The sequence below is a fragment of the Tamilnaduibacter salinus genome, from assembly GCF_003096655.1.
Lineage (GTDB): Bacteria > Pseudomonadota > Gammaproteobacteria > Pseudomonadales > Oleiphilaceae > Tamilnaduibacter > Tamilnaduibacter salinus.
In genome coordinates this window covers 180,166-206,269 of sequence record NZ_QEKQ01000004.1, presented here as the reverse complement: position 1 = coordinate 206,269, position 26,104 = coordinate 180,166, and the positions used below count along the sequence as shown (strand labels likewise).

Genomic DNA, 26,104 nt, shown 5'->3' with positions numbered 1-26,104 from the left:
TTCTACAGTGCCTTCTCAGGTACAATCGCCGCTCTGATTCACGGACCAGTGTCTGGCCTTGGTGTGGAACAACCACATCCGGGGAGCTGACGCCCTGGCCAGTGGCCGCAGCGTCAAGCGATCAGTCAATGAATGAACCGGACGGGGCATCAGGTCAATCTCATGACGGCGGACGACTTCCAGTTCCGTTTTGGCGGCATTGAGCGGCTGTATGGCCGGGCCGCTCTCGCGCGTTTCCGGAGCGCCCACGTGGCGATTGCCGGACTCGGCGGCGTGGGCTCCTGGGCCGCGGAATCACTGGCCCGGAGCGGCATTGGCGCCCTGACACTGATTGACATGGACGATGTCTGCGTCTCCAACACGAACCGCCAACTGCATGCGCTGGCCGGCGAGTACGGACGGGCCAAAACGGATGCACTGCATGACCGGTTGATCGCCATCAACCCGGAACTGCGCATTACCGCCCATTTTGGCTTCGTGACGCCGCGCAACGTCGACAACCTGATTCATCCAGAGCTGGACGGAGTGGTGGATGCCATCGACAGCGTGAACGCCAAAGGCGCCTTGATCGCCCACTGCCGTCGACGCCGGATACCGCTGGTATGTGCCGGCGGGGCGGGCGGGCAGATGGACCCCACACGAATTCAGGTGGCTGATCTGAGCCGGACCACTCAGGATCCGCTGCTCGCCAAGGTCCGGAACCACCTGCGCCGGGAGTATGGTTTTTCACGCAATCCCAAACGCCGGTTCGGCGTTGAAGCGGTGTATTCTATGGAGCAGCTGACCTACCCGACCGGCGATGGCGGCACTTGCCACCAGAAACCGGACTCGGCCGGTCCAGCCCGACTGGACTGTGCGAGCGGGTTCGGCGCAGCCAGCCCCGTTACGGCCAGCTTTGGGCTGATTGCGGCCTCCCGTCTGCTGGCACGACTGGCCCGGGAGGCGAACGCCGAATGACCACCGAGTCCACCCATCCAACCATTTCTCGACCGGGACCCACTTAGATTATGACCGTCAGCATCGTCATGCTTCTCGCGAGCATCGGGGTTTTATCGCTGTTCTGCCAGTGGCTTGCCTGGCGTCTGCGGGTTCCGGCGATTCTGCTGCTGCTGGGCGGCGGTATCGCTGCGGGCCCGTTATTGGGTTTTCTCAACCCCGGGGCGCTTTTCGGGGACCTGCTGTTTCCGCTGATTTCGCTGGCGGTCGCCGTCATCCTCTTCGAGGGCAGCCTGACCCTGCGCTTCCAGGAGATCAAGGGCCACGGCAAGATGGTGCGTAACCTGATCCCGGTCGGCTCGGTGGTCACGCTGGCCGTTGGGACCCTCGCGGCTCGCTGGACGCTCGATATATCCTGGGAGATTGCGCTGCTGTTTGGGGCGATCTCCACCGTGACCGGCCCGACGGTGGTGGCGCCCCTGCTGCGCTCGGTCAAACCCGCCGCCAAGCTGGCCAACATCCTTCGCTGGGAAGGCATCATCATTGATCCCGTGGGCGCCCTGCTGGCGGTTCTGGTGTTCGAAGGCATTATTTCCTGGGGGCAGGGCAATGTCTTTGGCCACTCTTTGTACACGTTCGGTAAAACGATTTTCATCGGCGTGGCTCTGGGGGCCGCAGCAGGCTGGCTCAACGGGATCGCGCTGCGCAAGCATCTGTTGCCGCAGTATCTCCATAACGCCGGCACCCTGACATTCATGCTCGGGGTCTATGCCGTCTCAAACGAACTGGCTCACGAGTCGGGTCTGCTGACGGTCACCGTGATGGGCATCTGGATGGCCAACATGAAGCAGGTGCCGATCCAGCCCATTCTGGAGTTCAAGGAATCGCTCAGCGTTCTACTGATCTCAGCGCTGTTCATCATCCTTGCTGCGCGGGTGGAATTCGAGGCCATCGGCGCCCTGGGCTGGGGCCTGGTGGCGGTGCTGGCCGCGCTGATCTTTATCGCCCGCCCGGCCAGCGTGTTTCTCTCGGCAATCGGGACCACGCTCAACTGGCGGGAGAAGCTTTTCCTGAGCTGGGTCGCCCCGCGCGGCATCGTCGCCGCGGCGGTGTCGGCGGTTTTCGCGTTTCAGCTTCAGGAACAGGGCTTCACAAGCGCCGAGCTGCTGGTGCCACTCGTGTTCATGGTGATTATTGCCACCGTCACACTCCAGAGCCTGACAGCCCGCCCGGTAGCGCGCCTTCTGGGCGTCGCCGAACCGGCCGATTTCGGCTTTCTGATTCTGGGCGCCAACCAGGTGTCCCGCGAAATCGGGCGCGCCCTGAAAAAACTCGAAGTGCCGATCACCCTGTGTGACACCAACTGGGAAAACGTGCGCCTGGCACGGATGGATAATCTGCACGTGTACTTTGGCAACCCGGTGTCCGAGCATGCCAAGACACACCTCGACCTCACGGGCATCGGCAACCTGCTGGTGATTTCCCCCTACAAACAGCTCAACTCACTGGCGACGTACCACTTCCTGGATCACTTCGGCAACGGCAGTGTCTACAGCCTTTCAGAGGGCGATCAGGACCAGAAAGCCCGCCACCAGACCGCCGAAAAGATCCAGCAGACGCGCGGACTGTTCGGCAACATCAGCTACGCCCGGCTGGCCAGCATGGTGAGCAAAGGGTACACGGTGAAAAGCACGCAGCTGACGGACAGCTTCAAACTGAGCGATTTCCGACAACAGTACGACAACCAGGCGCTGACGCTGTTCTATCTGGACCCGCGCAGCCGTATCTACGCGGTCACGACAGCCACGACAGCGAAGCCGGAAAAGGGATGGGTCGTGGTCAGCCTGGTGCCGCCGCAGCCCCCACGGGATCCACGCGAGAAAGAGAAGAAAGACCAGACGGGCAGATCAAACGCACTGCCGGGCTGATGCCGACGGCATCAGCCGCAGTCGAGGACCAGCTTACCCCGCCCGTGGCCCATTTCGAGTCGCTCATGGGCGCGGGCCGCATCGGCCAGGGGGAAAACGGCGTCCACGTGCAGTCGCACATCGCCATCCTCGATCAGCTCGGCGATTTCCTCCAGGTGAAAGACCTCCGGCCGCACCGTCATCCCGTGGGCCTTCAGGCCCCGGTTCTCAGCCTCGGTAATGATGTCGTCAGCCGTGACCGTGGGGACGGTGACCAGCACGCCATGCTCACCCAGGGCGTGCAGCGACCGTTTGCCGGTATCGCCGCCCACAAGGTCCAGCACCACATCCAGCCCGTAGCACTCGTCGACCACGTCATCTTTCCGGTAGTCGAGAATTTCATCGGCCCCCAGTGAGGCGAGAAAATCCCCGTTGGCTTCAGACGCTGTGGCAATCACATGGGCCCCGTGGGCTCTGGCGAACTGCACGGCCAGATGCCCAACGCCACCGGCCGCCGCATGAATCAGGATCTTGTGGTCCGGCTGCAAGTCGGCCATTTCGAACAGCGCCTGCCAGGCCGTCAGGGCTGCCAGCGGCAGGGCTCCGGCGCTGACCAGGTCGAGCTCATCCGGCACCTGCACCAGCTCCTCGGCCGAGGCGACGGCGTACTCGGCGTAACCACCACCTTCACCCGGGAAACCGATCATGCCCATCACCCGATCGCCTTCAGCCAGAGTGGTCACGCCGTCACCAATGGCCGTGACCACGCCGCTGACGTCGTATCCGGGCGTCCACGGCAAGCAGTCTTCGATCTGACGCGCGGCGAACCCCAGGCCCTGCCGGGTTTTCCAGTCGATGGGGTTCAGACCCGCGCCGGCCACCCGGAGACAGACGTCGCCGGGCCCGGGCGCCGGAATGGCGGCGTCATCCAGAGTCAGGACGCTGGAATCACCAAAACGGTGATACTGGATATGGCGCATGACGATCGTCTCCATCAGAGAATTCGGATTGCCACCCGGTACGCTCCGTGACCGGACGGAGAACGGGACCTGCCTCTCCGCTCGGAGAATAGCAGACGACGCAGAAATGAGCGTGGTATCAGTCGCGAATCAACGCCGACGACAGCGCCTCGGCGAAGATCGCCGGCACCCGGCTCGGGCGCTGGGTCCTGAGACTCACACAGGCGTGAGTGGAAACGGCCCGGGCCAGCGTCCGGCCGTCCCCGACGCGTACCAGCTGAAAGCAGCGGGTTGACCGGAAACGGCCGTCAAAGTCGGTCAGCCAGGTTCCCAGCTTGAGGTGATCCCCCGCCTGCGCCGGTATCAGATAATCGATCTCCGTGCGGGTGATCGCCATGGCCTTACCCGTTGCCTCGTGCTGCTCCCAGGTCATCCCCAGGTGCTCAATGTGCGACCAGCTGACGCCCTCCAGCCAGCGCACATAGACGACATTGTTGGCGTGGCCGAGCCGGTCCACGTCGGACGGATGCACAGTGATATCCATCACAAACGGCTTCCGGCGGTCCCACTGGATGTCAGTCATCGTCATCTCCGGCAGACAGATCGGGAATGATCGACATGGACAGGCGACCGATCCGATCACCATGCAGGGTGCCGAAGTAGAGCTTATCGAGATGCGGCTCCACCGAGGTAATCTCCTTGAGGTGGCGACCGTCGGTGTCGTGCAGACTGGTCAGGACCTCCCCGTTGCCGTTCATCGCCAGGACCAGCCCGTAATCCCGGGGCGCCGGCTTCAGGCTGTCCGGCAGTTTCGCAATCTGTTCCTTGATCCAGGGATGCGGGTGCACGGCGTCGACCATCCGGTTCCGGGTCGTCGCCAGGGCCACCCAGAAGCGCCCTTCCCGGTCCACCGACACGCCGTCCGGGAAGCCCGGCAGGTTCTCCACAAGCACTTCGGCCGTCCCGGCCTTCGGCCCTTTCAGGTGGTACTTGAGCACCCGGTACCGCCAGGTCTCGTTCACCAGCAAAAAGTCACCATCCGGGGCCACAGCCACGCCATTGGCAAAATAGAGGCTGTGGATCAGGACATCGGTTCGGCCGGTCGCCGGATCGTACCTCAGCAAACGGCCGTGGGGCCGTGTTTCCAGTAGATCCAGCCGGAAGTCCTGCTGGCTGAACTCGGAGGTGGCATCGGTGAAGTAGATCCGGCCGTCCGGGGCGACATCCACGTCGTCTGCAAACCGGAAAGGAAGACCCTCGGCCTCGCGGGCCAGAACGCGGGTATTGCCCTCCGGATCAATCGACATCAGCCCCCGGGAAGCGTCCGCGACAATCAGATTCCCCCGTCGGTCGAAATCCAGCCCGAGCGGACGCCCCCCCGTATCCACCCAGCGCTCCACCTTCCCATCCGGCCAGATCCGGACAATACGACCATCGCTGAGACCGGCATAGATCCTGCCAGCCTGGTCAACATCCACATCCTCCGGCCCGGTGACCTGCCCTTTCGCCAGCAACTCCGCCAGACGCAGGCGCTCGTTCGGCGCCAGCTTTCCGTCCAGCCCCGGTGCCACAGGCGGCGTCCACGCGCGGCTGTCCACCGGCGACGGCGTGAGCAGAAACCCGCCCAGCACCATGAACACCACAACGCATAGCCCGAAAATCCAGCGCATTCGCCTCCCCTGTCCTTCTCTTGGCGTCGGTCGACAGCTTAACAGAGCCCCGGGATGCTCACACCCGAAAACACAGGTCAGCAGAAGGCGTCATCCGCCGTGTCGCGCTGGCGGCGCTGAGCGCTCAGGGGCGATCCAGCTCGGCGCACAAGAACCGCCGGACCGTGTTGGCAAACCGGTCCGGCTTTTCCGCATGCAGCCAGTGGCCGGTTTCGGGAATCATCCGCAATGATGCGGCCGGAAACAGCCGCGTCGTGGGCTCCCGGGCCTCCTCCCCGATGTAATCGGATGCCGCGCCCTTGATGAACAGTGTCGGTCGGGTAAACGGTCCCGACGCACTGGGTGCTGCCGCAATCGCCTCGTACTGATCGGCGATGACCGGCAGGTTCATCCGCCAGCCGAAACCACCTTCCCGACGACGCACAAGATTTTTCAGCAGAAACTGCCGCACGGCGGGGGTACTGACCTTTTCGGCCAGTCGTTCGTCGGCGTCACGGCGCGACCGCAGCGCAGCCGTATCAAGACTCATGAGCCCGTCGAGGATGGCATCGTGACGGGGGGGATAGGCGACTGGCGCGATGTCGGCCACCACCAGACGATCGACGGAGTGCGGCCAGGTCAGTGCCAGCTCCATTGCCACTTTGCCCCCCATGGAGTGCCCGAGCACCGACGCCCTATCGAGTCCGGCGTCATCCATGTAGGCCTTCACATCCGCCGCCATGGCCGGATAGTCCATGGTGTCACTATGGGGCGAACGTCCATGATTGCGCAGGTCGAGCGCATGAACGCGCCACTGATCCGACAGCCGCTGGGCAATGCCCCCCAGATTCTCCAGCGAGCCGAACAACCCATGGAGCAGGATCAGGGGCGGACCCTGGCCATCGACACGATGATGAAGCGATACCGACACGCCATAGCCTCCGGGAATGGTCATCCTCTGAAACGATCCGCTATGCTACCAGACGGCAACGCTGCCCGGCGCAGAACACAACAAAGGTAGAGGTGCATGACCGAATCCGACAACGAACGCCGTCGTTTCCAGCGCTTTCCCGCTTCCGAACTGGCTGCCCAGTGGCGTCGGGGACGTGGGTCGCACTGGCAATCGCTGACGGTGTACGATTTTACCCGCGACGGCATGGCGGTCGCCCGACCGCAGGATGGTCCCGCTGAAGGTGAACAGGTCGAAGTCCGGCTGGCCCTGACCCTGGACAACGACGATATTCGAATTGATCGGCTGACGGCCACCGTTGTCAATCGCCAGAGCCGTCGAGGACACGACTCAATCGGACTCGAATTTCAACCTGAGACCGCGCTTCTGACGCGCTCGGACGGGCTCCGGGCACAGCTTGGGCGAATTGAGGGCATCCTGGACCGGGAAGAGCAGCACCAGCTGCGTACTCAACCGGCGGATGCGATCCCGGGGTTGGGTCATGAGGAAGACACGCGGGGCTGAGACAACGGGCGTTGTCGTCGTGACGGCGTCCAGCGCACCACGAAAAAGCCACCCCGTGGGGTGGCAACGAAGGGATCAGCAGAAGAACATGTTATTGAGGTAGTCTTCGAGAGCGCGGCAGTTTTGCCGCTCCAGTTCGTCATGCGGAACGAACACCTCATCCATCATCATGGCACCTCCGGCTTCTTCTCAGCGTATCAGTGCCCACTATGCTAACCGGGGAGGCCGAAGAGACCCTTGACAGGCCGTACCAGTGATTTGACCGTACGTAACAGTTTCAAGGCACACGCCCCATGAACAATGTCACCAGCGCGGAACCCCGGGTTGCCGCCTCCAGCACGCTGGGCCTGATCCATTATCTCCGCGAACAGGATTGCCTTGACGTTCCCCGCGTCGAGGCCATCCTGGGGCAGCCGCTCGCCAGCCTGGACGACCCCGATCATCGGATTGCCGCCTCCCGCCATTATCAGCTCTGGGATCACGCCGAGGCCGTGACGGGTGACCCGGCCATCGGACTCCACGCCGGCGCCACCGCCGATACCGACCGCATGGGGCTGGCCGGTCATGTTTTCTTCAACGCCGACACGCTGGGGGCCGCCGCGACCCAGTATGTCCGGCTGCACCGCCTGATCAACGAATCGGTGTCGCTGCGACTGGAACAGACCGATGAACTCGCCATCCTGATCTGGACCGTGGACGAACCTCACCACTACTCCCGACAGGACATGGATCGCACCCTCGCGTCCACCATCAGCCGCACGCAGCACTTCATGCAGGTGCCACTCGACATCGCTCGGGTCCGCATCGCCCACCCGGCGCCGGACTATGCCGGCGCGTATCACGAGCTGTTGCAGTGCCCGGTGGAATTCGGCGCGCCAGCGATGGAACTGGCGTTTGACGTGCGCTATCTCAACCGCCCACTGCCGCACCGCAACCCCTATGTCTATTCAGCGGTCTTGAAACAGGTCAATTCACTGCTGTCCCGAATCCAGTCACGACGGCGCTTCTCACGCAAGGTACGCCGTCTGATCGCACGACAACTGGCGAGCGAGCGCATGGATGCCGACACGCTCGCCCGCCAGCTCCATATGAGCCGCCAGACCCTGTACCGGCGCCTTAAAAAAGAAGGGCTGAGTTTCCATGACCTGGTGGAGCAGGTCCGGCAGGAGCGGGCCCTGCGCTACGTCGGGGACGACCGCTACGCACTGGGCGAAATTGCCTTCCTGCTCGGTTTCTCGGAGCTGAGCGCCTTCAGTCGGGCCTTCAAGCGCTGGACCGGCGAATCCCCTGCCCGATACCGGGAACGCCACCGGGCCGATACGGAGGGGTCATGATCATCGACGGAAGCTGGATCGGCCTGATACTGGCGGCGCTGTATGGCATCACCCTGCTGTGCATCGGGCAGATCCTGCTCAACTACCGGACCGCCCAGGGGGCGATCAGCTGGATCGTGGCGCTGCTGGCATTCCCGATTCTGACGCTGCCGCTGTTCCTGCTGTTCGGGCGCAACCGTTTTGCCGGATACGTCCGGGCCCGCCGTTCCGGGGACGAGGCACTCAACCATCTGCTGGGCGTGTTCGATGACAGCGACGCGGTCATCCCGCCGGAGGCCTTTGGTGACAGCCCGGACCTGAAGGTCCTCAGCGCCCTCGCCCGTCAGCCATTCACCCGCGGCAACCACGCGACCCTGCTGCGCGATGGCGTCGAGACCTTCGAAGCGCTGTTCGACGCCATGGAAAATGCCCGGGACTACATCCTGCTGGAATTCTACATCGTCCGTTCCGACCGGGTTGGCCGACGCATCAAGTCCATTCTCAAACGCAAACTGGCCGAGGGCGTGCAGGTGTTTTTCATCTACGACGAGATCGGCAGCGTTGGCCTGTCCCGTCACTACACCCGTGAACTAAGCGGTGCCGGTGCCCGGGTCTGTGCCTTCGGGGACGGCAACCGGCGACAATGGCGCTTCCAGATCAACTTCCGCAACCACCGCAAGCTGCTGGTCTGCGACGGTCGCGTCGGGTTCGTGGGAGGCATCAATCTGGGAGACGAGTACCTCGGCGAGGCCTCGAATCTGGCCCCCTGGCGGGACACGCACTGCCGGGTCGAGGGGCCGGCCGTGGCAGGCCTGCAGCTGACCTTCGTCGAGGATTGGTACTGGGCCGCCGGCGATCTGCCGGTACTGCACTGGTCCGTGGAGCCCTCGACACGGGGCGATCAGGACATGCTGATTCTGCCAAGCGGGCCGGCGGATAGCTTCGAAACCTGCACACTGTTCTTCCTGAACTGTATCAACAACGCCCGGGAACGGATCTGGATCAGCTCGCCCTATTTCGTGCCCGACCTGCAGATCGTCAATGCCCTGCAACTGGCGGCACTGCGCGGCGTGGATGTGCGCATCCTGATTCCCCAGAACCCGGACCACTGGCTGATCAGGCTGGCAGTCTACTCCTACCTTGAGCAGGCCGGGCAGGCGGGCATCGCCCTGTACAGCTACCAGCCCGGCTTTCTCCACCAGAAGGTGGCACTGGTGGATGATCGCTACGCGGCCGTGGGCACCGCCAATCTGGACAACCGCTCCCTGCGGCTGAACTTCGAGGTGACGGCCGTGTCCACCGACGCCACCTTCGTGGACGCCGTGCGCGGCATGCTGGAAGCCGACCTTGTCCACTGCCGCCCCATGACCACCGCCGACTACCGCCGCCGATCCCTGCCATTCCGGCTGACCTGCCGGGCGGTGCGGTTATTGGCGCCGATTCTGTAGGGATTTGCCACGGAAAAACACCGAAAGCACGGAAACGCCCTTCGGGCGAAACAGAAAAATGGGCTCGTAGGTCTGAAGGTCTGAAGGTCTGAAGGTCTGAAGGTCTGAAGGTCTGAAGGTCTGAAGGTAGGGTGCGCCTGATCCACCCACTTTAAAACTTTCTGACTGTTTCGGTGTTTTTCAGTGACCCACGTCCCCTCTTTCTGGCAATCGTGTTCGGAGGCCCCGTCATCCGGGCAATAGGCGCTGCTCCGCCGAATGTGAGAGTATCTCAGGGTTCCAGTCACCGGAGAGCGACCCGACGGCGATGAAACCCTTCAAGCCCAGTGAAACCCTGACCGAGCAGGTGGCCCGTCATCTTGATGATCTGATCGTGTTTGGTCAGTTACGCTCCGGCGAACGCATCTACGAAACCACCATGGCCCGGGAGCTGGAAGTCAGCCATGGCTCGGTGCGCGAAGCGCTGTTGTTGCTCGAACGTCGCCACCTGGTCCGCAATGTTCCGCGAAAAGGCGCCTTCGTCAAAGAACTGGACGCGTTCTTCGTGACCAGCCTTTACGAAACCCTGGAACTGATCCTCGGGCATACCAGCCGGAAACTGGCACACCAATGGCAGCCGGCGGATATGGAAAAAATCGAATCGCTCTACGAGCGTATGAGCGACTGTTACCGTCAGGGCGACCTCACCGGCTTCCTGGATCTGGGAATGCAATACGCCCAGGCCTCACTGGTGTACGCCGACAACTACTTCATTCTCGAAGCACTGCGTGATCTCTGGCCATCTGCCCGGCGCTGCGCCTTCGAGGCGTTCCGACACTCCAACCAACAGGTGCTGGCCGACAACCTGACCCACATGCGCGACTCAATCGACGCCGTCAAACAGCGCGATGAAGAGGCGGTCATCCGCATTCTTCACCGCTACGCGACCCAGCAACGGAATCAGGTCCTGGACGCCATCGGCGCGGCCCAACCCGAGCCCGTTGCCTGAGACGACGCCGGACCGATCGGGTGCAGACACAGGGGGGGTTCAAAGGTCGCGGAACAGGCTTTCCAACGAGTAGCCCACATTCAGGAACACCGACCAGTGCTCTTTGTCGGCATAGGCCGTGGACACCTGCACCGGGCCCAGAAAGGTGTCGACCCCCGCAAACGCATTCCAGGAGTGAATCAGGTCATTGCCCCGTGCGTCCCGGATGTCGGACCAGGCATTGCCCGTTTCGTAGCCCAACCCGGCGAAGAACGGAATAAAGGGACCGCCGAAGCGACGGTATCCGTAGAGAGACGCCAATGCGGCGTCGCGACCGGTGATTGCACCGCGGGCGTATGCCGACAACCGACGCAGCCCACCCAGTGAGATCGTGTTCTCAACGCCCGCCTCACCGCGGGTAACAACGCTGCCAAATGCTTTGCCGACCGCCGTGTAGTGCCCAAGGCTGATCGCTCTCGCCGCCAGCAATGCCGCCCGGTCGAAATCACGCTCACCGCCCAGACCGGGGCGCTCGAAACGGCCCTTCACCCCCAGGTAGTGACCGGACGCCGGCATGAACGGATCGTCCAGTGAATCAACGGTCAGCTCCAGAGACCAACTGCCCTGATCGATCCGCTCGTCGGTCAGGTTGGCCTGTCCAACCACGTTATCAACGCGGGCATAACCCCGCTGCAGGCCTGCCCGCGCCTCCGCCGTATTCGCCAGTTCCAGACCGAAGGCCAGATCCACCTGCTGACGGGAGACTTCCACTTCCGCCTGCTGCTGGCCCTGCGTCCCGAACACGGTATAACTCTCCTGCTCGTATTCCGCCCCCGCCACGACAAACCGACGGTACCCGAAATCCAGCGGCTGGAACCACTGGCTTCTCACCCGCGGCTCGGTGCCCAGCTGGACACCGGTGTGCCACTCCCCGCCCAGATCGTTGAGCTCGGTCATCTGGAGCGCGGCAGCCACGTTGAAACGGGTATCGTTGCGGAAGTTGTCCTCGTACCCCAGCCCGAACCGCAGGTAGTTCGGACCCCAGCTCTTCTCCGTCACATCGATGACCAGCGCCGTCCCTTCGGGGGTAGGTTCGAGCTGGTAGGCCACCGTCTCGTAGTATCCCAACCCGTAGATGCGGCGAAGATCGTCCTGTAGCGCGGGCACATCCAGCGGTTGCCCGAGAGGCTGGTGAATCCGGGATCGGAGAAACCGGGTGGACAGGCGGGACTGATCCCGGACACGGACCTCCGTGATGACGCCCGGCTGAAAACGGGTCGTCGAGCGGCGTTTCTGATAACGCTGCCAGAGGACGTCGTCGACACGCAGCGACTGCAGGTCCACCGCATAGCGGCGCGTGGCCGTGGCTCCCGCCTCAATGATCGCCGCCGCGCTGTAGAAATCGGCGGACCCGAGTGATCCCAGATCCGGCTGGATCAACAGGTCGTCGTCATCAAGTCGCTGGATCTGATCGTCCATGTTGCGCCGGGTCATCAGGGTGGTGAGCTGACCAACAATCGAAAAGGCGCCGGTCAGGGTGCGGCGATCAGCAAGCGCGTCGCTGATATCAATGGCGATGATCCGGTCGGCCCCCATTTCCTGGGCGACACTGACCGGAAGATTGTTGGCAATGCCGCCGTCCACCAACAATCGTCCATCCCGGGAGACCGGAGCGTAGACACCGGGGATGCTCATGCTTGCCCGGATCGCTTCGGACAGCGCCCCTTCCCCCATCACCACGGCCTCGCCCGTCTCGAGATCGGTCGCCACGGCCCGGAAGCGAACCGGTAGCGCATCAAAATCCCGGACCAGGGCGGCGTCGCGCGTCAGCTCATTGAGAATGAACCCCAGATTCTGGCCAGCCACCAGACCACGACCGACCCGCAATCCGTCCAGACCCACGCCAACGCCCGGACTGATCGGATAACGCCAGTCGTTCTGCTTACGGCGCACCGGTCGGTAGGCACGCCCCGGGCTGTCGCGAAAGCTGGAGAGCCAGTCCATCTCAATGAACCGCTCCTCAATCTCTGGAACGGCCATCCCCTGAGCGTACAATGCCGCCACGGCCGACCCGGCGCTGGTCCCCACCACGATATCCACGGGAATGCGCATTTCTTCAAGGACACGCAGCACCCCGACGTGTGCCATGCCCTTGGCACCGCCGCCCGACAGCACCAGCGCGACGGTTGGACGCTCGGATGCGGGATTGGGCGCCGCCATAAGCGGCCCGGCAACGACAATCAGCAACAGGGTGATCAGCCGGGCGCAACGCCGCCCATGCCCTGACTGGCGGGCCGGAGCAGACCGCACGATCAGACGTCGTCCCGTGACTCGTCGTCGGGTTGCTCGACCAGTGACAGATGGGAGATGTCCGGTACGACCGGCGGAATGTCTTCGCGGGACTCAGTCAGGGTGGTGCCAGCCGGGGCAATGGTCCAGTCGTCAAGATGCTCGAACATCGGCGGCTCTTCCTCATGCGTCTCGGTCAGCCGCTCATGGGCCTGGTCGACGCGCAGGGACGAGCCGGAGAGAATCGACTCTACCCGCTCACCAGCGACCGGCAGCCGGTCGCCGGGCTCGACCGGCACCGCATCATCGCGGTCCGACGCGGTTTCAGCGGTCGGCGGCTCGGATGGCCGGGGCGTCGGCTCGGGGCTGGAAGGCTCGGACGAGGGTGCCGGGCGAGCGGGTGGCGGCGCCGTGGCGCCCATCGCCTCAACGCGGGCAACCATGCCATGCTTTTCGAGCACCGCACGGTACTTTTCGGCCTGGGCTTCGTCGAGCTTGTTACGGATCACCACGCGCTGGCCGCTAAACATGCGATCAACCTGATCGATGCTCGCCTTGAACAGCGCCATGGCGTTGGACCGGGCGGTCTGGCGATCCGTGCCCGGAGTGCATTCGCCCTCAAAGACAAGTTGATACATCGTTCGTGCCCACCCTGATCATCTCCGACCATATCCATGGTAGCAAAGGACCGGTGGGCTGGGGACACGGTGGTTCAGTCGTTGTCATCTGCAAACAAATGCAAAATAACGCCCGCCCCCCATGTCCCGGCCGCCTCTGTCTGCCATAATCCGCCGTAACACACTGTCACACTCCGTTACAGAGAACAGGGAGTCGGGAACAATGGTCCTTCCCCGCCCGTTGTCAGACCTGGTGGCCGCCGTGGCGCTGACCATGGCGCTGGCCTCACCCGCCCAGGCGCAAAACATCGATATACTGATGGGCTCACTGTTCAGTCAGCAGGGCCCCGACTACATCGGTCACACCAGTGTCAGCCGGGAGGACGTCCCGGCCGCATCCGCTCTGGAGCGCAAGTTCCTGATCGTGGACTTCCGCTTCGATCAGAACCCCGGCCATGAAGCCCGGCAGGCGCGGGTCCACACCATCTGCATGACCATGCTGCGCGACCGCGACCTGATGCAGCGCCTGACCCGCAGGGGGTACGACATGGTATCCGTGGCATTCGACCGCAAGAGTCAGTACGACTGTCTGTAATTCACGCCAGTAATTCCGGGTACCGCTCCAGGCGCTCATGGACTCCGTCCAGATCAAACGCCTCAATGTCCTCCAGCAGCTTGTCCGCGTAGCGGATCACTTCCGCGACCTGCTCCCGCTGCGCCCAGGCCCTCAGGTCATCGGCAAAGCCCTGTAATTGCTCCGGGTCACCGCTGCCCCGGACGTCCCCCCAGCGCTGGCGGAACGCCTCGTCCATGCGATTGCGGAGCTGGCGTCGTTCGGTGGCATCCGTGACCGGTTGTGGCGAGTCGGTCTCCGTCCCGGAGTCGTCGGTCACCACATCCTCCCGCTCGTGATCCAGGAACCGGGCCAGCTCGTCAAGCAGGACCTGACGACTGACCGGTTTCTGTAAGAAGCCGTCAAACCCGCTCTCGCGGATACGGCCGGCGTCGCCAGGCATTACCGACGCGGTCAGGGCGACCACCGGAATGTCCGCCAGCTCCGGGTCCTGGCGCATCGCGGCACGGCAGGTGAATCCATCCATCACCGGCATGCGGATGTCCATAAGCACCAGGTCCGGCCGGTCGCTGCGGACCCGGGACAGGGCCTCGCCCCCATCCGACGCTTCCAGCACCACCAGACCAGCCGGCTCAAGCATGTCACGAACCAGCTGGCGATTGATGCGATTATCGTCCACCACCAGAACCTGTGCGTCCGAAAAGCGCAGCACCGGCGCATCATCCAGCTGACTATCAGGGCCGGCGGAGGACGTTTCCACGTCATGCAGGGTGAGGCGGAAGCAGGCCCCTTCACCGGGCGTGCTCTCCACACTGAGTTCACCGCCCATCATTCGCGCCAGCTTGCGACTGATGGCCAGACCGAGGCCGGTGCCGCCGTATTGACGATTGCTCTGGCCCTCCTGCTGTTCAAAGGCGTCGAAGATCCGGTTCTGCTGGTCGTCGGGAATACCGATGCCCGTGTCACGGACATCGATCACCAGCCGACAGCCATCGCTCTCGTTCCCATTGGCCGGTTGCTCGGTACGGGCCGTGACACCGACCTCCCCGCTGGCAGTGAACTTGATGGCATTTCCCACCAGATTGAACAACACCTGACGCACTCGGGTCTCATCCAGAACCATTGCCGCAGGCATGCCCTCTTCGACCGAAACCGTCAGGTTCAGCCCCTTGGCCCGGGCACGCATGTCGAAAATCCGCCGAACGTCCTCCAGCAGCCGCTGGAGATCGAGTGGACCGAACTCCAGCTTCATCTTGCCGGCTTCGATGCGTGATAGGTCGAGAATGTCGTTGATCAGGGTCAGCAGACTCCGGCTGCCGGCCTTGATGGACTCAATATAACCACGCTGGCGGGTGTCGGTGACACTGCCCTCAAGCAGCTCACTGTAGCCCATGACCGCATTCATGGGGGTACGGATCTCGTGGGACATGTTCGCCAGGAACTCGCTCTTGGCACGGCTGGCGGACTCCGCTTCCCGGGCCAACGCCTCCGCTCGCTGTTTGGCCTCACGCAGCTCGTCCTCACTCAGGCGCAGTGCGTTCTCGGAACGAATCCGTTCGTCCACTTCGCGGGACAGCTTGCGGTTCCAGTACAGGAAGATCAGCACCACCAGCACCGCAATGAGCACCACCCGGCGGACCACCGTATAGTCCATGCCCTGCTCACGGTCCAGATGAATCCAGCGGTTCTGGATCGCATCCATCGTCTCGCCGGAGATGCCGGCCAGTCCCTTGTTGAGGATCTGCAGCAGCGTGCGGTCCTTCGAGCGCACCGCCATCCGCATTTCGTACTCATAGGGGGTAATACTGGTGATGCGCAGGTTGGAAAGACCAAGCTTGGCGACAGTGTCACTGACCGCCGGAATGTGCGTCACCATGACATCAATATCCCCGTTGGAGAGATTCAGCAGACCATCCCGGACCGACTCCACCGGGAACAGATTCAGCTCCGGGTGGTTGATCAGCAGGTATTCGTGGGACGCATGCTGGCGCACGACCCCGACACGCTCATCCTGCAGTTCACGCAGGTCTCCGATGAAGCGCCCATCATCACGGATCACAAGCGCGATCGGCAGGGTCAGGTAGGAGCGGGTGAAACGGAACCGGTCTTCGCGCCGGGGCGTTCGGGGCAACCCCGGCAGGATGTCCACTTCGCCCTCTTCCAGCATGCGCTCGGCATCAGACCAGTCCTCGAGAGTACGCCGGTCGAACCGGATCTCCAGATTTTCGGAAAGGGCCGTGGTCAGATCCGGCACCAGTCCAGTCGCCCGATCATCCTTCCAGTATTCGAAGGGCGGCCAGTCGCTGCGGAAGGCGATACGCAGGTCCGGATTGCGCCGCAACCACGACCGCTCGGTGTTCGTGAGCATCGGCTTGGCGGGTTGATCCGTGCCCTGATCCAACGCGCCCAGCCAACGCCGGCGGATTTCCCGGCCTTCCTCGGCCTCAATGGCGGCGATGGCAGAGTTGATGATGCGCTGCAGGCGAACGTTGTTGGGTTCGAACGCCAGCAGCGCGTCCGCTGGACGGCCATCAAACACCTGCACAGGGCCAATGCCCGTGACGCCCGACGAGGACAGATAATCCATAACGATTGGCATGGGAGCGATCAGGGCATCCGCCGCTTCGATCCGGATACGGCCAATGCCGGCGCGAACCGTCCGCACCGGCACCGGACTGAATGTGTCCACGGGTTCCAACAGGTCGTACTGATAATCGTCGCCGGTGATCAGCGCCACCCGCTTTTTCTCCAGATCCGACAACGACCGGACCGCGGCATTCTGCTGATCGGCAAACAGGCCATAGCGAATGGGCATCAGCGGGTTGGACCAGCGTAGCGTGGTGCCCGGTGCCCCCGGGCCGCGCACCGAGATCAGTGCGTCGAGCTGACCAACACGCAGGGCGGCTTCCTGGGCCAGGGTCTCGCCCGGCACCAGCTCGATCCGTATATCGAGTTTTTCACCCAGCAGCCGGGCGTAGTCCGGCAGAGCGCCGGCCATGGTGCCATCCCGGCGCAGCCAGGAAAGCGGCTGCTGGCGGGTGGGAACGCCAATCTTCAGATGATCCCGACGATCGAGGTAAAGCAGGTCATCCGCTCCCAGGACCGCGCGCTGGTTGGCAATTGGCGGCTCCGCCAGTGTCTGCATGGACAAAAGACACAGCAACAAACCAACAAAACGGGACCCTATTGTCACGAACCAGCCACCCTGATTCGGTTCCGTCCTGCTTCCTTGGCCTCGTAGAGGGCCTGATCGGCCCGGTCAAAAAGGCTATCGGGAGAGCCGCCTGCTGCAAAATCGATCAAGCCGGCCGAAAACGTAACCCGGACCGGTGTCCGCTGAAAATGAAAGGGCAACTCCGCAACGTATTCACGGAGGCTATCCAGAACACGGCAGCCGTCTTCAAGCGTCGTCTGGGGAAGCAGCAGAACAAACTCCTCTCCGCCATAACGCGCCACGAAATCGGTGCTGCGCAGGCGCTGACGAATGGTCCGCGCAACCAGCTGAATCACTCGATCACCCGCTTTATGGCCCCAGTTATCATTCACCTGCTTGAAGTGATCGATGTCGAGCATTGCCAGAACCACTGGGTTTCGGTATCGCTGCCAGCGCTCAAATTCGAACTCGAAGCGTTCCTGCCAGGACTCCCGGTTTGGCAAGTCGGTGAGTGCATCAGTCAGCGCCCGGCGACGCTCTTCCTGGAGACGGCGCTTCATTTCTTCGGAGTAGACTTCCATACCCGCCAGCTTTTCACGCATCGTCGCGAGCTTTGCCTCCAACCGCTTCTCCCGTTCCGTCTCCCGGGACCGAAAGTCACGGAACGCGCCGGCAATCGCCTGAACCCGGTCGTTCACGGATCGCTTCAGCTCGGACATGTCATCGGTCGTTTTTACCAGGCTGCCCATCGCATCCAACTGCTCCGCGACATCAAGATCCAGCGCTTCAGCATCTGACCGGCGGTCATTGGTCGCCTCAGCTTGTGCGTCGCAGTCTTCTTTCAGCATGGCCAGTCGGTCATCCAACCGACGCAGGAACGCCTCGAACTCCGTCTGACTCCGGCTGACCGCCGCGATAACAAGATCGGCGACCTCATTGAGCGCTTCGCGCAGGTCCTCCCACTCAGCAGCCGACTCCAGGCGCTCGCGCAGGTGACTCGCCCGGGCATGCGCCCGGGCTGGCAGGACGACCTGATCCAGCACATGGTCGAGCAGTTCACACACCCGCCGGGCGATCCGCAACCGCTGATCCAGAGATTCCTCAGCCTCACCATCCGACAGTTCGGTCATGTCATTCGAAGCATGAGGTTGAGGCTCGGCCTGCTCAGCGTCGTCAGTCTCCTGTCCCTCTTTTCCCCGCGAGCCATGACCGACTCCAAACCACCTCTTGAGCGGCCCCGGATCTCGGGGGGATTGATCCTGAAGCCTCTGGAGCAGGCGCCCGAAGCACTCCAACCATCCGGCGAGCTGGACGCCGCGCTCCCGTCCAGTGGGCAGGCAACGCTCCAACGACTTGAACTCATCTTTCATGCCCGCCTGGCGGGCCTGTCGACGAACGATGTCCATCAGAGTCGCGAGGGCGCTGCCCAGTGCCCTCTCGGAACGTTGCCGATCGGCGTCCAGCTCATCGAGCAACTGATCAAGGCGACTCTGGATCGACTTCAACGCGGCAAGATCAACATCGTTGGAGCGCATTAACTCGCGCAACTCACCAAGCTGCTCATCAAGATCCGGGCCCTGCCCCTCCGCAGCCAGGCTCGTGCGCACCAGCAGGCGCTGCAGCGCAAAGCGCTCATCCCGACGCTCGCTTTGTTCCAGTTCCAGACGCTCGCTTGCGTCCAGAAACTGGTCCTTCCATGAGTCACTGGATGTCATGATCCCCCTGCCCCCATTTCCGCTGACGCCCTCTGATGACGATTGCTTACCAGCGTAGCCGATTCACGGCTTGCGGCGTCGACGAGCCCGGGGATGCGCGTCGTCATAGACCCGGGCCAGATGCTGAAAATCCAGATGAGTATAGATCTGGGTTGTGGCGATGTCGGCATGCCCGAGCAGCTCCTGAACCGCACGCAGGTCGCCACTGGACTCCAGCAGGTGGCTGGCGAAGGAGTGGCGCAACAAGTGCGGATGCAGCCGCTGATCTGCCCCTGAACGGACCCCCCAGCGAGCCAGCCGGTCCTGGACGCTACGGCGGCTGATGCGGCGCCCCCGCTGACTGACGAACAGGGCCGCCTCGCCCTCCGCCGCCCACTGGGGACGGACGGAATACCAGGCGGACAAGGCCTCGCGTGCTGCCCGACCCACTGGCGACAGGCGCTCCTTCCCCCCCTTGCCGATGACCCGCACTTCACCTTCGCCAACGATATTCTGATGACAATCGAGTGCCACCAGCTCCGCCAGACGCAGTCCCGACGAATAGATCAGCTCGAACATCGCCTTGTCCCGAACATCGAGCGGGTCGTCCGAGCCGTCATCAAGCAACTGCGACAACTGATCCACATCGGCCACTCGTGGCAGACGTCGCGGCGACTTCGGCGGACGGATGTCGAGCGCCGGATTGTCCGTCGCCATGCCTTCGCGAATCAGATAACGGTAGAAACGCCGGATCGCCGACAGGTGCCGGGCCACACTGCGCCCGGTCAGGCCGCTGCGAGCCAGCTCAGCGGCATGGCGCCGTACCAGGGGCGCATCCACCCGCGACCAGTCACTCTCGCCACCGTTCAGCAGACTCTGTGCAAACCGCTTCAGGTCTCTCTGGTAATGGTCGCAGGTGCGTTCAGACTGTCGCCGTTCCGAGACAAGATGACGGAGAAACGCATCAAGCGGCGCCTGCAGGCGGTCGGGAAGCGCCTCCGCTGAGCCCACGCCAGCCCCCGTTACTGCCCGGTCCCGGTGACGGGCGCGGCGATCCGGCCGGCTCGATCATGACGGCTGATCAACGGCGGCAACAGGCGACTGAGGGTATCGCTGATGTAGGTCAGGAACAGCGAGCCCATGCTCTCGTCAAAATAGCCCGTTTCATGGCTGCCAATAGCGAGCAGACCGATCAGCGACTGATGGCGCAGCGGCACAAGGGCGACGGAGGCAACCGGCGTGTCGCGCTCGGGGAACAGGAATTCGCGCTGATCGTCGCGGAACTGGCCGCAGACAGCGCGCTGACCTTCCAGCAGACCGCTGAACCGCTCACGCGCCCGCTCAGGCTGGACCCGGAGCAGTGCCCCATCGGGCGTCGGCTCACCGGCCCGCTCATCGAGGATCACCAGACTGGTGGCATCCAGACCGAAATCATTGCGGATGCAGTCATCCAGCACGGAGGCCACTTCGGTGAGGGTGCGGGCCTCAATCACCTGCATGAGCAGTTGCTTGCTTTTCTCGAAGAGGCGGTCGTTGTGGCGGGCAATGTCGATCAGCTCGCCGAGTTCCCGGCGCAGGGTGTCGCGTTGCTCGCGGAACAGATGGACCTGGCGCTCGACCAGCGAGATGGCCCGACCACTGTCGTGCGGGAGCGTCAGACTTCTCAGCAGTTCATCCTGATGCAGGAAAAAGTCCGGGTTGTCTTTCAGGTACGCGACCACATCCGTTTCGGTCACTGCCTCGGATGGGTTCGTCGCTGCCTGGTCCGTCATCCCGTTAACCTCCTGATACATCCAGTTCTTATGATTGTTCGCCACGGCGGCGACCGGCGTGGCGCTGGCGCCCGCGGGACCCGCGCCGCCGACGACCGCCACGTGCGCTTTTGGCTGGCTTGCCCGCTTTGGCACCGGGCACGCTCAGGCGCCCATCAAACACCCGTGCCGTCGGCCCCGTCATCATAACAGGGGCCCCTTCCCCCTGCCATGACAGGCTCAGCGGCCCGCCTCGCAGTTCCAGACGCGCCTCAGCGTCCAGACGCCCCTGGCGGATACCGGCCACCAACGCGGCACAGGCACCACTGCCACACGCGAGCGTTTCACCGGCCCCCCGCTCGTACACACGCAGGCGGGCGTGACGACGGTCCTGGACCTCGAGAAAGCCGATGTTGGCCCGTTCGGGGAACGCCGGATGCCCCTCAAGGGCAGGCCCCAGCGTTTCGACCGGGGCCGTCTCGAGCGAGTCAACGAGCAGAACGGCATGCGGATTCCCCATGGAAACGACACTGACCGTCACCGCCTGACCGTCGACCTCCAGCGTATGCGTGACGGCCGGCTCAGCCGCCTTGAACGGGATGGTGCCGGGCTCGAACGACGGCACACCCATGTTGACCGTCACCCAGCCGTCGCGCTGCACGTCCAGCTCAATCACTCCAGCCCGTGTCTGCACCCGGATACGGTCCTTGTTCGTCAGACGCTGCTCACGGACGAAACGCGCGAAGCAGCGGGCACCGTTGCCGCACTGCTCTACCTCCGAACCGTCCGCATTGAAAATGCGGTAGTCAAAGTCCACATCCGGTCGGCCGGGGGGCTCCACCACCAGTACCTGATCGAAACCAATCCCGAAGTGGCGGTCCGACAGCTCTCGGATACGCTCGGGCGGCAACTGGAACGGCTGGCTGATCGCATCAATCACCATGAAGTCATTGCCCAGACCGTGCATCTTGGTGAAATGCAGCACACCGCCTCGACGCCGGGAATCACTCATACAACACTACTCCGGCAATACGCATTCAGGGCCCATCTGGTCCTCAAGGGTTTCCCGACGGCGCACCAGATGCACCCGATCGCCATCCACCAGGACTTCCGGGGGACGATTCCGGCTGTTGTAGTTGGAACTCATGACAAAACCGTAGGCACCGGCTGAGCGGACCGCAAGGAGGTCGCCCGCCTTAAGGCGCAGACGGCGCTGCTTGCCGAGAAAGTCGCCGGTCTCGCAGACCGGGCCGACCAGGTCCCAGTCTTTTTCTTCAACATCGTCGCGGAGGGCGACCGGGTCAATGGCCTGCCAGGCATCGTAGAGCGCCGGACGCAGCATGTCGTTCATGGCGGCATCGATGATGGCGAAATCCCGGGCCTCTGTGGACTTCAGGAAGTCCACCCGCGTCACCAGAATGCCCGCGTTGGCGGCGATGGAACGTCCGGGCTCCAGAATCAGCTCCAGGGCGCGGTCACCGAGACGCTCGCGCAGCGCGGCCATATAGTCACCGGCGTCCGGTGGTGTCTCCTGGTCGTACACGACGCCGAGACCGCCGCCCATGTCGATATGGCACAGGGAAATGCCGTCCTCTTCCAGCTGGTCCACCAGCAGCAGCACGCGATCGAGGGTGTCCATGAACGGGGCCAGACTGGTGAGCTGAGAACCAATGTGGCAATCCACCCCATCCAGGCGCAGGTGGGGCATCGCGGCTGCCTCCCGGTAGACGCGACGGGCGTCGTCGATGGCGATGCCGAACTTGTTTTCACGCAGCCCCGTGGAGATATAGGGATGGGTACCGGCGTCCACATCCGGGTTCACGCGGATCGAGACCGGTGCCTGCGTGCCCAATTCGCCGGCAACGTCGTTGAGCAGGACCAGCTCGGCCTCCGATTCCACGTTGAAGCAGCGCACACCGACCGACAGCGCCCGGCGCATCTCATGGGCCTGCTTGCCCACGCCCGAGAAGACCACCCGGGACGGCTCACCTCCGGCCCGCAGCACGCGCTCCAGCTCGCCCACCGAGACAATGTCGAACCCGGCACCCAGACGGGCCAGAGCCGACAGCACACCAATGTTGCTGTTGGCCTTGACCGCGTAGCAGACCAGGTGCGGGAAATCCGACAGCGCATCATCGTAGGCGCGATAGCGTGTCGTCAGCGCGGCGCGGGAGTATATGTAGGCCGGTGTGCCATGCTCACGGACAATGTCCGGCACGGGCACCTCTTCGGCGTACAGAACGCCATCCCGATAGTTGAATGGTTCCATGCAAAATCCTGTCTCTGAAAACGTTCTCAGCGATCGTCGTCGGCGTCGTCACTCCGGGCATCGCCGTCGACGGCATGCGGCTCGCTGGCCGCCGGCTCCGGCTGGTATAGCGGCCCTTTCTGGCCACAACCGGCCAGCACCGTCAACAGGATCGTCAGGAGCAGTATCGTTCGGCGAGTCATAGCGCGGATCACGACCGGTGCGAAAGGCAACATTGTATCAGAGCGCACTATTCAGCGCTGCCTGAATGCGGTTGCGGTAATGCAGGTACTGACAGGTCTGCAGGTCGTGACGGTAGGCATACGGATCAAGATCATGGGGCAGGTGCAGGTCGGTCAGGTACACCGGATAGCGTGCGCCGCTGGAGCGACGGGAACGGATGTAGTGCGCCACAGCCGGAATGAGCTGATCGCCATACTCAAGCACGGAGAACTCCTGCTCCTCACAGAACAGATCAAACTGCAGGGGCTCATCCCCTTCCTGAACGCCCATGGCCATCACCTCAAAGCCATCCAGAGGCTGCTCATCCCAAAGGCGCGAGCGGTCTTCGGTACGCCATTCTCCACGGGCATACACCAGTTCGCGGCATGCAATGGACAGATCGGCCGCTTCTTCAGTCAGTGCACGGCGCAACTGGCGGCGTTCGGAAAGATTGGCCAGGAACCGCAGCAACGGCGACATGGCCTGGTTCCGTGAGGACGGCGGCTGCTGCCAGTGGCTGAGCGATCCGAGCTCGTCCACAACCCAGACATCCACCCGGGTATCGGTCTGGCGAAAGAACACCTGGATGTTATCGGGCTGCGCGGCCAGCAGGACCTTGCGCAGCGCTGGATTATCATCCAGCGCGTAGCGGTCCGGGACCACAGGAATAAAACGGGACTGAGGCTTCTCCAGATAGTCCAGTAACGCGGCCGGCGACTCCAGCGTCGCAAACGCCGGCTGATCGTTATTGAAGTGCAGCAGAAAGAAACGCTGCCCCATTTCAATGATGTAACGCAGTGGATGGGGCCCACGACCGCCAGCAAAGAAATGTTTCTGGACATCGGCGAACAACTGGCGCAGACGCGACTCAATTGCCGAGCCATGACCGGGCGTCTGGCAATCGACCGTCAGCTCCGGCTCATGGGCCGGTGCGATCACTCGCGCCGCAAGCAGGTTCTTGAGGCACTGCACCAGGACGTCGCCAGCCTCGTACCGGTGAACGCTGAGCTCATGCCAGCTGTTGAGGGTGACCTGGTCCAGCGCCATCACCAGATTGTCATGAGTGGCACTGAAATCCAGGGAATCGTGACGACTGCTCAGTTTGTGGAGTCCTTGGCTGCGCAGATGGGATTGAGGGTCTTCGGCGACATTGACGAACAACAACACCGTCAGCAACCGAGGGCGCTCCATCAGCGCCTCCCCGGACGCCGGCCCCGACGGCACCGGCAACCGGCTGAACAGGGTTTCGCTGATGCCCCGCAGGGCAGCGAGGGTCACGCCGCTGCGACCGGCCTGCAGATTGAGTCGCGTCCCCCGCGTCAGCAGGCCGTTGTAATGACTCCAGACCATCAGCTCAACCAGGTTGGCCGTCCGTCGTATGGGCGCCTGCCAGGTGACATCGGACGGCTGATCCAGGTCGCGGTACAGCGTCCACCCCAGCCCGGTACCCGGTTGCGCACTACGGTGATGGAACGAGAGGTTCTCTTCCGCCAGCGAGGGCGCCAGGTTGGGATTGATCCGCTCCACCTTGCCCGCCTTTCGCTGGAAGGCGGCATACAGTTTGCGGCCCAGCCTCTGCATGTCCTCCGGCCGGATTGCCGCATGAACCGAGTGATGGCGCGCCAGCCGGGAAAGAAAGCGGTAGCTGTGGGTCAGCTCCGACACCACACGCCGGCGCAGAGCCTGCACATCACTGGCCTGCCAGGCCTGGCGATTGTCCAGATCCCGGACATCGGCCTCATCCCACCCCCAGTGCGCTACCAGGGACTGGAGCAGTCGCCCCTGCCAGTGCGCCCCGACGCTTTCCAGCCGCGACAGAGGCACACCACTTTTCAGGTACAGTGCCCGACGGACCAGATCCAGACGCCGGGGCGCGGCAATAGTATCAAGCCAGCTCGCCAGCCGCTCATAAAGCAGGACATAGGGATCCAGCCGGTCCGGATCCGTCACACCCATGAAGATCAGCGACTTGAACTGGAGCGAGAGCAGCCCGCCCTGACGGTCCCGGGCGTAGCACTCGATCAATAACAGTTTGAGGATCGACTTCCAGGGGGAATCAATGCCCTTGTACAGCTGCCAGACCCCCGCGCCGAGAAACTCCGCCGCCGGGATGCGCGGGACCGGCCCAAAGTCGATGAACCGGTCCGCGCGGATAAACCGGTACTCGTAAAGTTGCCGTGCCAACGCTTTGTATCGGGCCTCGAATTCGGAAGGAATCAGCCACCACAGTGGATAGCAACCGGCCAGATACACCCCGGTCCGATAGAATTCGTCCAGCAGCAGAAAGTGCTGTGCGCTACCGCAGTTCTCGCCCGTCACCGCTGCTTCCTGGCGACCGCGACGGAACGCCTCGGCCGTGAACACGAAAATATTGAGCTCGACACCGAGACGGGCTGCCCACACCGACACCGCCTCCGCCTTCCGCTCCAGCCGGCGCACATCCGTGCCTGAAAGGTCGGGGCGATGGCAGAGCCAGACGTCCAGATCGCTTGCCACAGAATGTCCGAGACTGCCCGGGCTACCCATGAAGAACAGCCCTTCGATATCGGCGGCGCGACGCCCCGACGACCGCATCCGGAACGAGCGGGCTTCACGCCGGGCCGCATGCAGCACGGCCCGGGATGGCTCGTAGTGAGCGATGCCCTGCGGGCAGTGGCCGTCCAGGTATCCGGGCAGGGCGGGATGGTTGAGATGGAAGACCAGAGGCAACAGGTCCGGGACGACACGCTGACGGGGGCCCAGCGCCGTGCGGGTGCGCTCCAGGCGCGCCTCATTGACCGCCAGAAACCGGTCACAGAGCTGCCGCAGGGTCTTGCGGTCAATACCCTCGTCGAAATCCAGTTCAATGGCGGCGGCCGTGGTCATGGTGACTCCGAAATCCCAAACAGGTCGCTGTTTCGCG

The 26,104-nt window shown here is 63.2% G+C and carries 21 protein-coding genes; 7 read left to right on the top strand and 14 right to left on the bottom strand.

Translation table 11 applies throughout. The features are described from left to right. Positions 1-162 precede the first annotated feature (162 nt). Positions 163-957, top strand: coding sequence for a tRNA cyclic N6-threonylcarbamoyladenosine(37) synthase TcdA (tcdA, locus tag C8D92_RS07735; RefSeq protein WP_207775143.1), 795 nt, complete (start codon positions 163-165; stop codon positions 955-957). 50 nt (positions 958-1,007) lie between these two features. Then, positions 1,008-2,864, top strand: a complete 1,857-nt coding sequence (locus C8D92_RS07730; protein ID WP_116918977.1) for a cation:proton antiporter — start codon at positions 1,008-1,010, stop codon at positions 2,862-2,864. A gap of 11 nt (positions 2,865-2,875) precedes the next feature. Here C8D92_RS07730 and C8D92_RS07725 read toward each other — a convergent pair whose 3' ends face one another. From C8D92_RS07725 to C8D92_RS07710, 4 genes are all read right to left on the bottom strand, one after another. Then, positions 2,876-3,823: an NADP-dependent oxidoreductase gene (locus tag C8D92_RS07725; protein WP_423837074.1), complete on the bottom strand. Its 948-nt coding sequence runs from the start codon at positions 3,821-3,823 to the stop codon at positions 2,876-2,878. 118 nt (positions 3,824-3,941) lie between these two features. Then, positions 3,942-4,391 (bottom strand): acyl-CoA thioesterase, encoded by a 450-nt coding sequence (locus tag C8D92_RS07720; RefSeq protein WP_116918975.1) that lies wholly within the window; start codon positions 4,389-4,391, stop codon positions 3,942-3,944. Continuing rightward, positions 4,378-5,472 (bottom strand): SMP-30/gluconolactonase/LRE family protein, encoded by a 1,095-nt coding sequence (locus C8D92_RS07715; protein ID WP_116918974.1) that lies wholly within the window; start codon positions 5,470-5,472, stop codon positions 4,378-4,380. The genes C8D92_RS07720 and C8D92_RS07715 overlap by 14 nt, the downstream gene beginning before the upstream one ends. 124 nt (positions 5,473-5,596) lie before the next feature. After that, positions 5,597-6,382, bottom strand: a complete 786-nt coding sequence (locus C8D92_RS07710) for an alpha/beta fold hydrolase (RefSeq protein ID WP_116919051.1) — start codon at positions 6,380-6,382, stop codon at positions 5,597-5,599. Positions 6,383-6,478: 96 nt separating this feature from the next. Between C8D92_RS07710 and C8D92_RS07705 the strand changes: the two genes are divergently transcribed. The 4 genes from C8D92_RS07705 (at position 6,479) to C8D92_RS07690 (ending at position 10,674) form a co-directional block, all read left to right on the top strand. After that, positions 6,479-6,925, top strand: a complete 447-nt coding sequence (locus tag C8D92_RS07705) for a PilZ domain-containing protein (protein WP_095611500.1) — start codon at positions 6,479-6,481, stop codon at positions 6,923-6,925. 293 nt (positions 6,926-7,218) lie between these two features. Continuing rightward, positions 7,219-8,259, top strand: coding sequence for an AraC family transcriptional regulator (locus C8D92_RS07700; RefSeq protein ID WP_116918973.1), 1,041 nt, complete (start codon positions 7,219-7,221; stop codon positions 8,257-8,259). Further along, on the top strand, positions 8,256-9,686 hold the full coding sequence (cls, locus tag C8D92_RS07695; protein WP_423837073.1) for a cardiolipin synthase: 1,431 nt from the start codon (positions 8,256-8,258) through the stop codon (positions 9,684-9,686). Before C8D92_RS07700 ends, cls begins: the two co-directional genes overlap by 4 nt. A gap of 307 nt (positions 9,687-9,993) precedes the next feature. Continuing rightward, the gene (locus C8D92_RS07690; protein ID WP_116918972.1) at positions 9,994-10,674 is read left to right on the top strand and encodes a GntR family transcriptional regulator; all 681 of its coding nucleotides are present in this window, start codon (positions 9,994-9,996) and stop codon (positions 10,672-10,674) included. 39 nt (positions 10,675-10,713) lie between these two features. Here C8D92_RS07690 and C8D92_RS07685 read toward each other — a convergent pair whose 3' ends face one another. Both C8D92_RS07685 and C8D92_RS07680 read right to left on the bottom strand, forming a co-directional pair. Then, complete coding sequence (locus C8D92_RS07685; RefSeq protein ID WP_243402401.1) at positions 10,714-12,963, bottom strand: patatin-like phospholipase family protein; 2,250 nt, start codon at positions 12,961-12,963, stop codon at positions 10,714-10,716. 2 nt (positions 12,964-12,965) lie between these two features. Next, complete coding sequence (locus C8D92_RS07680) at positions 12,966-13,580, bottom strand: hypothetical protein (protein WP_116918971.1); 615 nt, start codon at positions 13,578-13,580, stop codon at positions 12,966-12,968. A 202-nt stretch (positions 13,581-13,782) separates the two neighbouring features. On the opposite strand from C8D92_RS07680, the gene C8D92_RS07675 reads away from it, so the two are divergent. Beyond that, positions 13,783-14,154 carry a hypothetical protein gene (locus C8D92_RS07675; RefSeq protein ID WP_165819250.1) on the top strand — a complete coding sequence of 124 codons (372 nt, stop codon included), beginning with the start codon at positions 13,783-13,785 and terminating at the stop codon, positions 14,152-14,154. 1 nt (position 14,155) lies between these two features. Here the strand turns inward: C8D92_RS07675 and C8D92_RS07670 are convergent, their stop codons facing one another. The 8 genes from C8D92_RS07670 to C8D92_RS07635 all read right to left on the bottom strand — a co-directional run bounded on the left by C8D92_RS07670 (position 14,156) and on the right by C8D92_RS07635 (position 26,067). Then, the gene (locus C8D92_RS07670) at positions 14,156-17,278 is read right to left on the bottom strand and encodes a transporter substrate-binding domain-containing protein (protein WP_116918970.1); all 3,123 of its coding nucleotides are present in this window, start codon (positions 17,276-17,278) and stop codon (positions 14,156-14,158) included. A 44-nt stretch (positions 17,279-17,322) separates the two neighbouring features. Continuing rightward, positions 17,323-19,002, bottom strand: a complete 1,680-nt coding sequence (locus C8D92_RS07665; protein ID WP_116918969.1) for a sensor domain-containing diguanylate cyclase — start codon at positions 19,000-19,002, stop codon at positions 17,323-17,325. A 63-nt stretch (positions 19,003-19,065) separates the two neighbouring features. Next, positions 19,066-19,962 carry a tyrosine recombinase XerC gene (xerC, locus tag C8D92_RS07660; protein ID WP_116919048.1) on the bottom strand — a complete coding sequence of 299 codons (897 nt, stop codon included), beginning with the start codon at positions 19,960-19,962 and terminating at the stop codon, positions 19,066-19,068. A 41-nt stretch (positions 19,963-20,003) separates the two neighbouring features. Then, a complete protein-coding gene (locus C8D92_RS07655; protein WP_095611494.1) occupies positions 20,004-20,753 on the bottom strand; it encodes a DUF484 family protein in 750 nt (249 codons plus the stop codon). A gap of 28 nt (positions 20,754-20,781) precedes the next feature. Beyond that, complete coding sequence (dapF, locus tag C8D92_RS07650) at positions 20,782-21,744, bottom strand: diaminopimelate epimerase (RefSeq protein ID WP_116918968.1); 963 nt, start codon at positions 21,742-21,744, stop codon at positions 20,782-20,784. 6 nt (positions 21,745-21,750) lie between these two features. Then, positions 21,751-23,001, bottom strand: a complete 1,251-nt coding sequence (gene lysA, locus C8D92_RS07645; RefSeq protein WP_116918967.1) for a diaminopimelate decarboxylase — start codon at positions 22,999-23,001, stop codon at positions 21,751-21,753. 26 nt (positions 23,002-23,027) lie between these two features. After that, a complete protein-coding gene (gene lptM / locus C8D92_RS07640) occupies positions 23,028-23,183 on the bottom strand; it encodes an LPS translocon maturation chaperone LptM (protein WP_116918966.1) in 156 nt (51 codons plus the stop codon). Between the two features lie 37 nt (positions 23,184-23,220). Then, positions 23,221-26,067 (bottom strand): class I adenylate cyclase, encoded by a 2,847-nt coding sequence (locus C8D92_RS07635; protein ID WP_116918965.1) that lies wholly within the window; start codon positions 26,065-26,067, stop codon positions 23,221-23,223. Between the last annotated feature and the right edge of the window lie 37 nt (positions 26,068-26,104).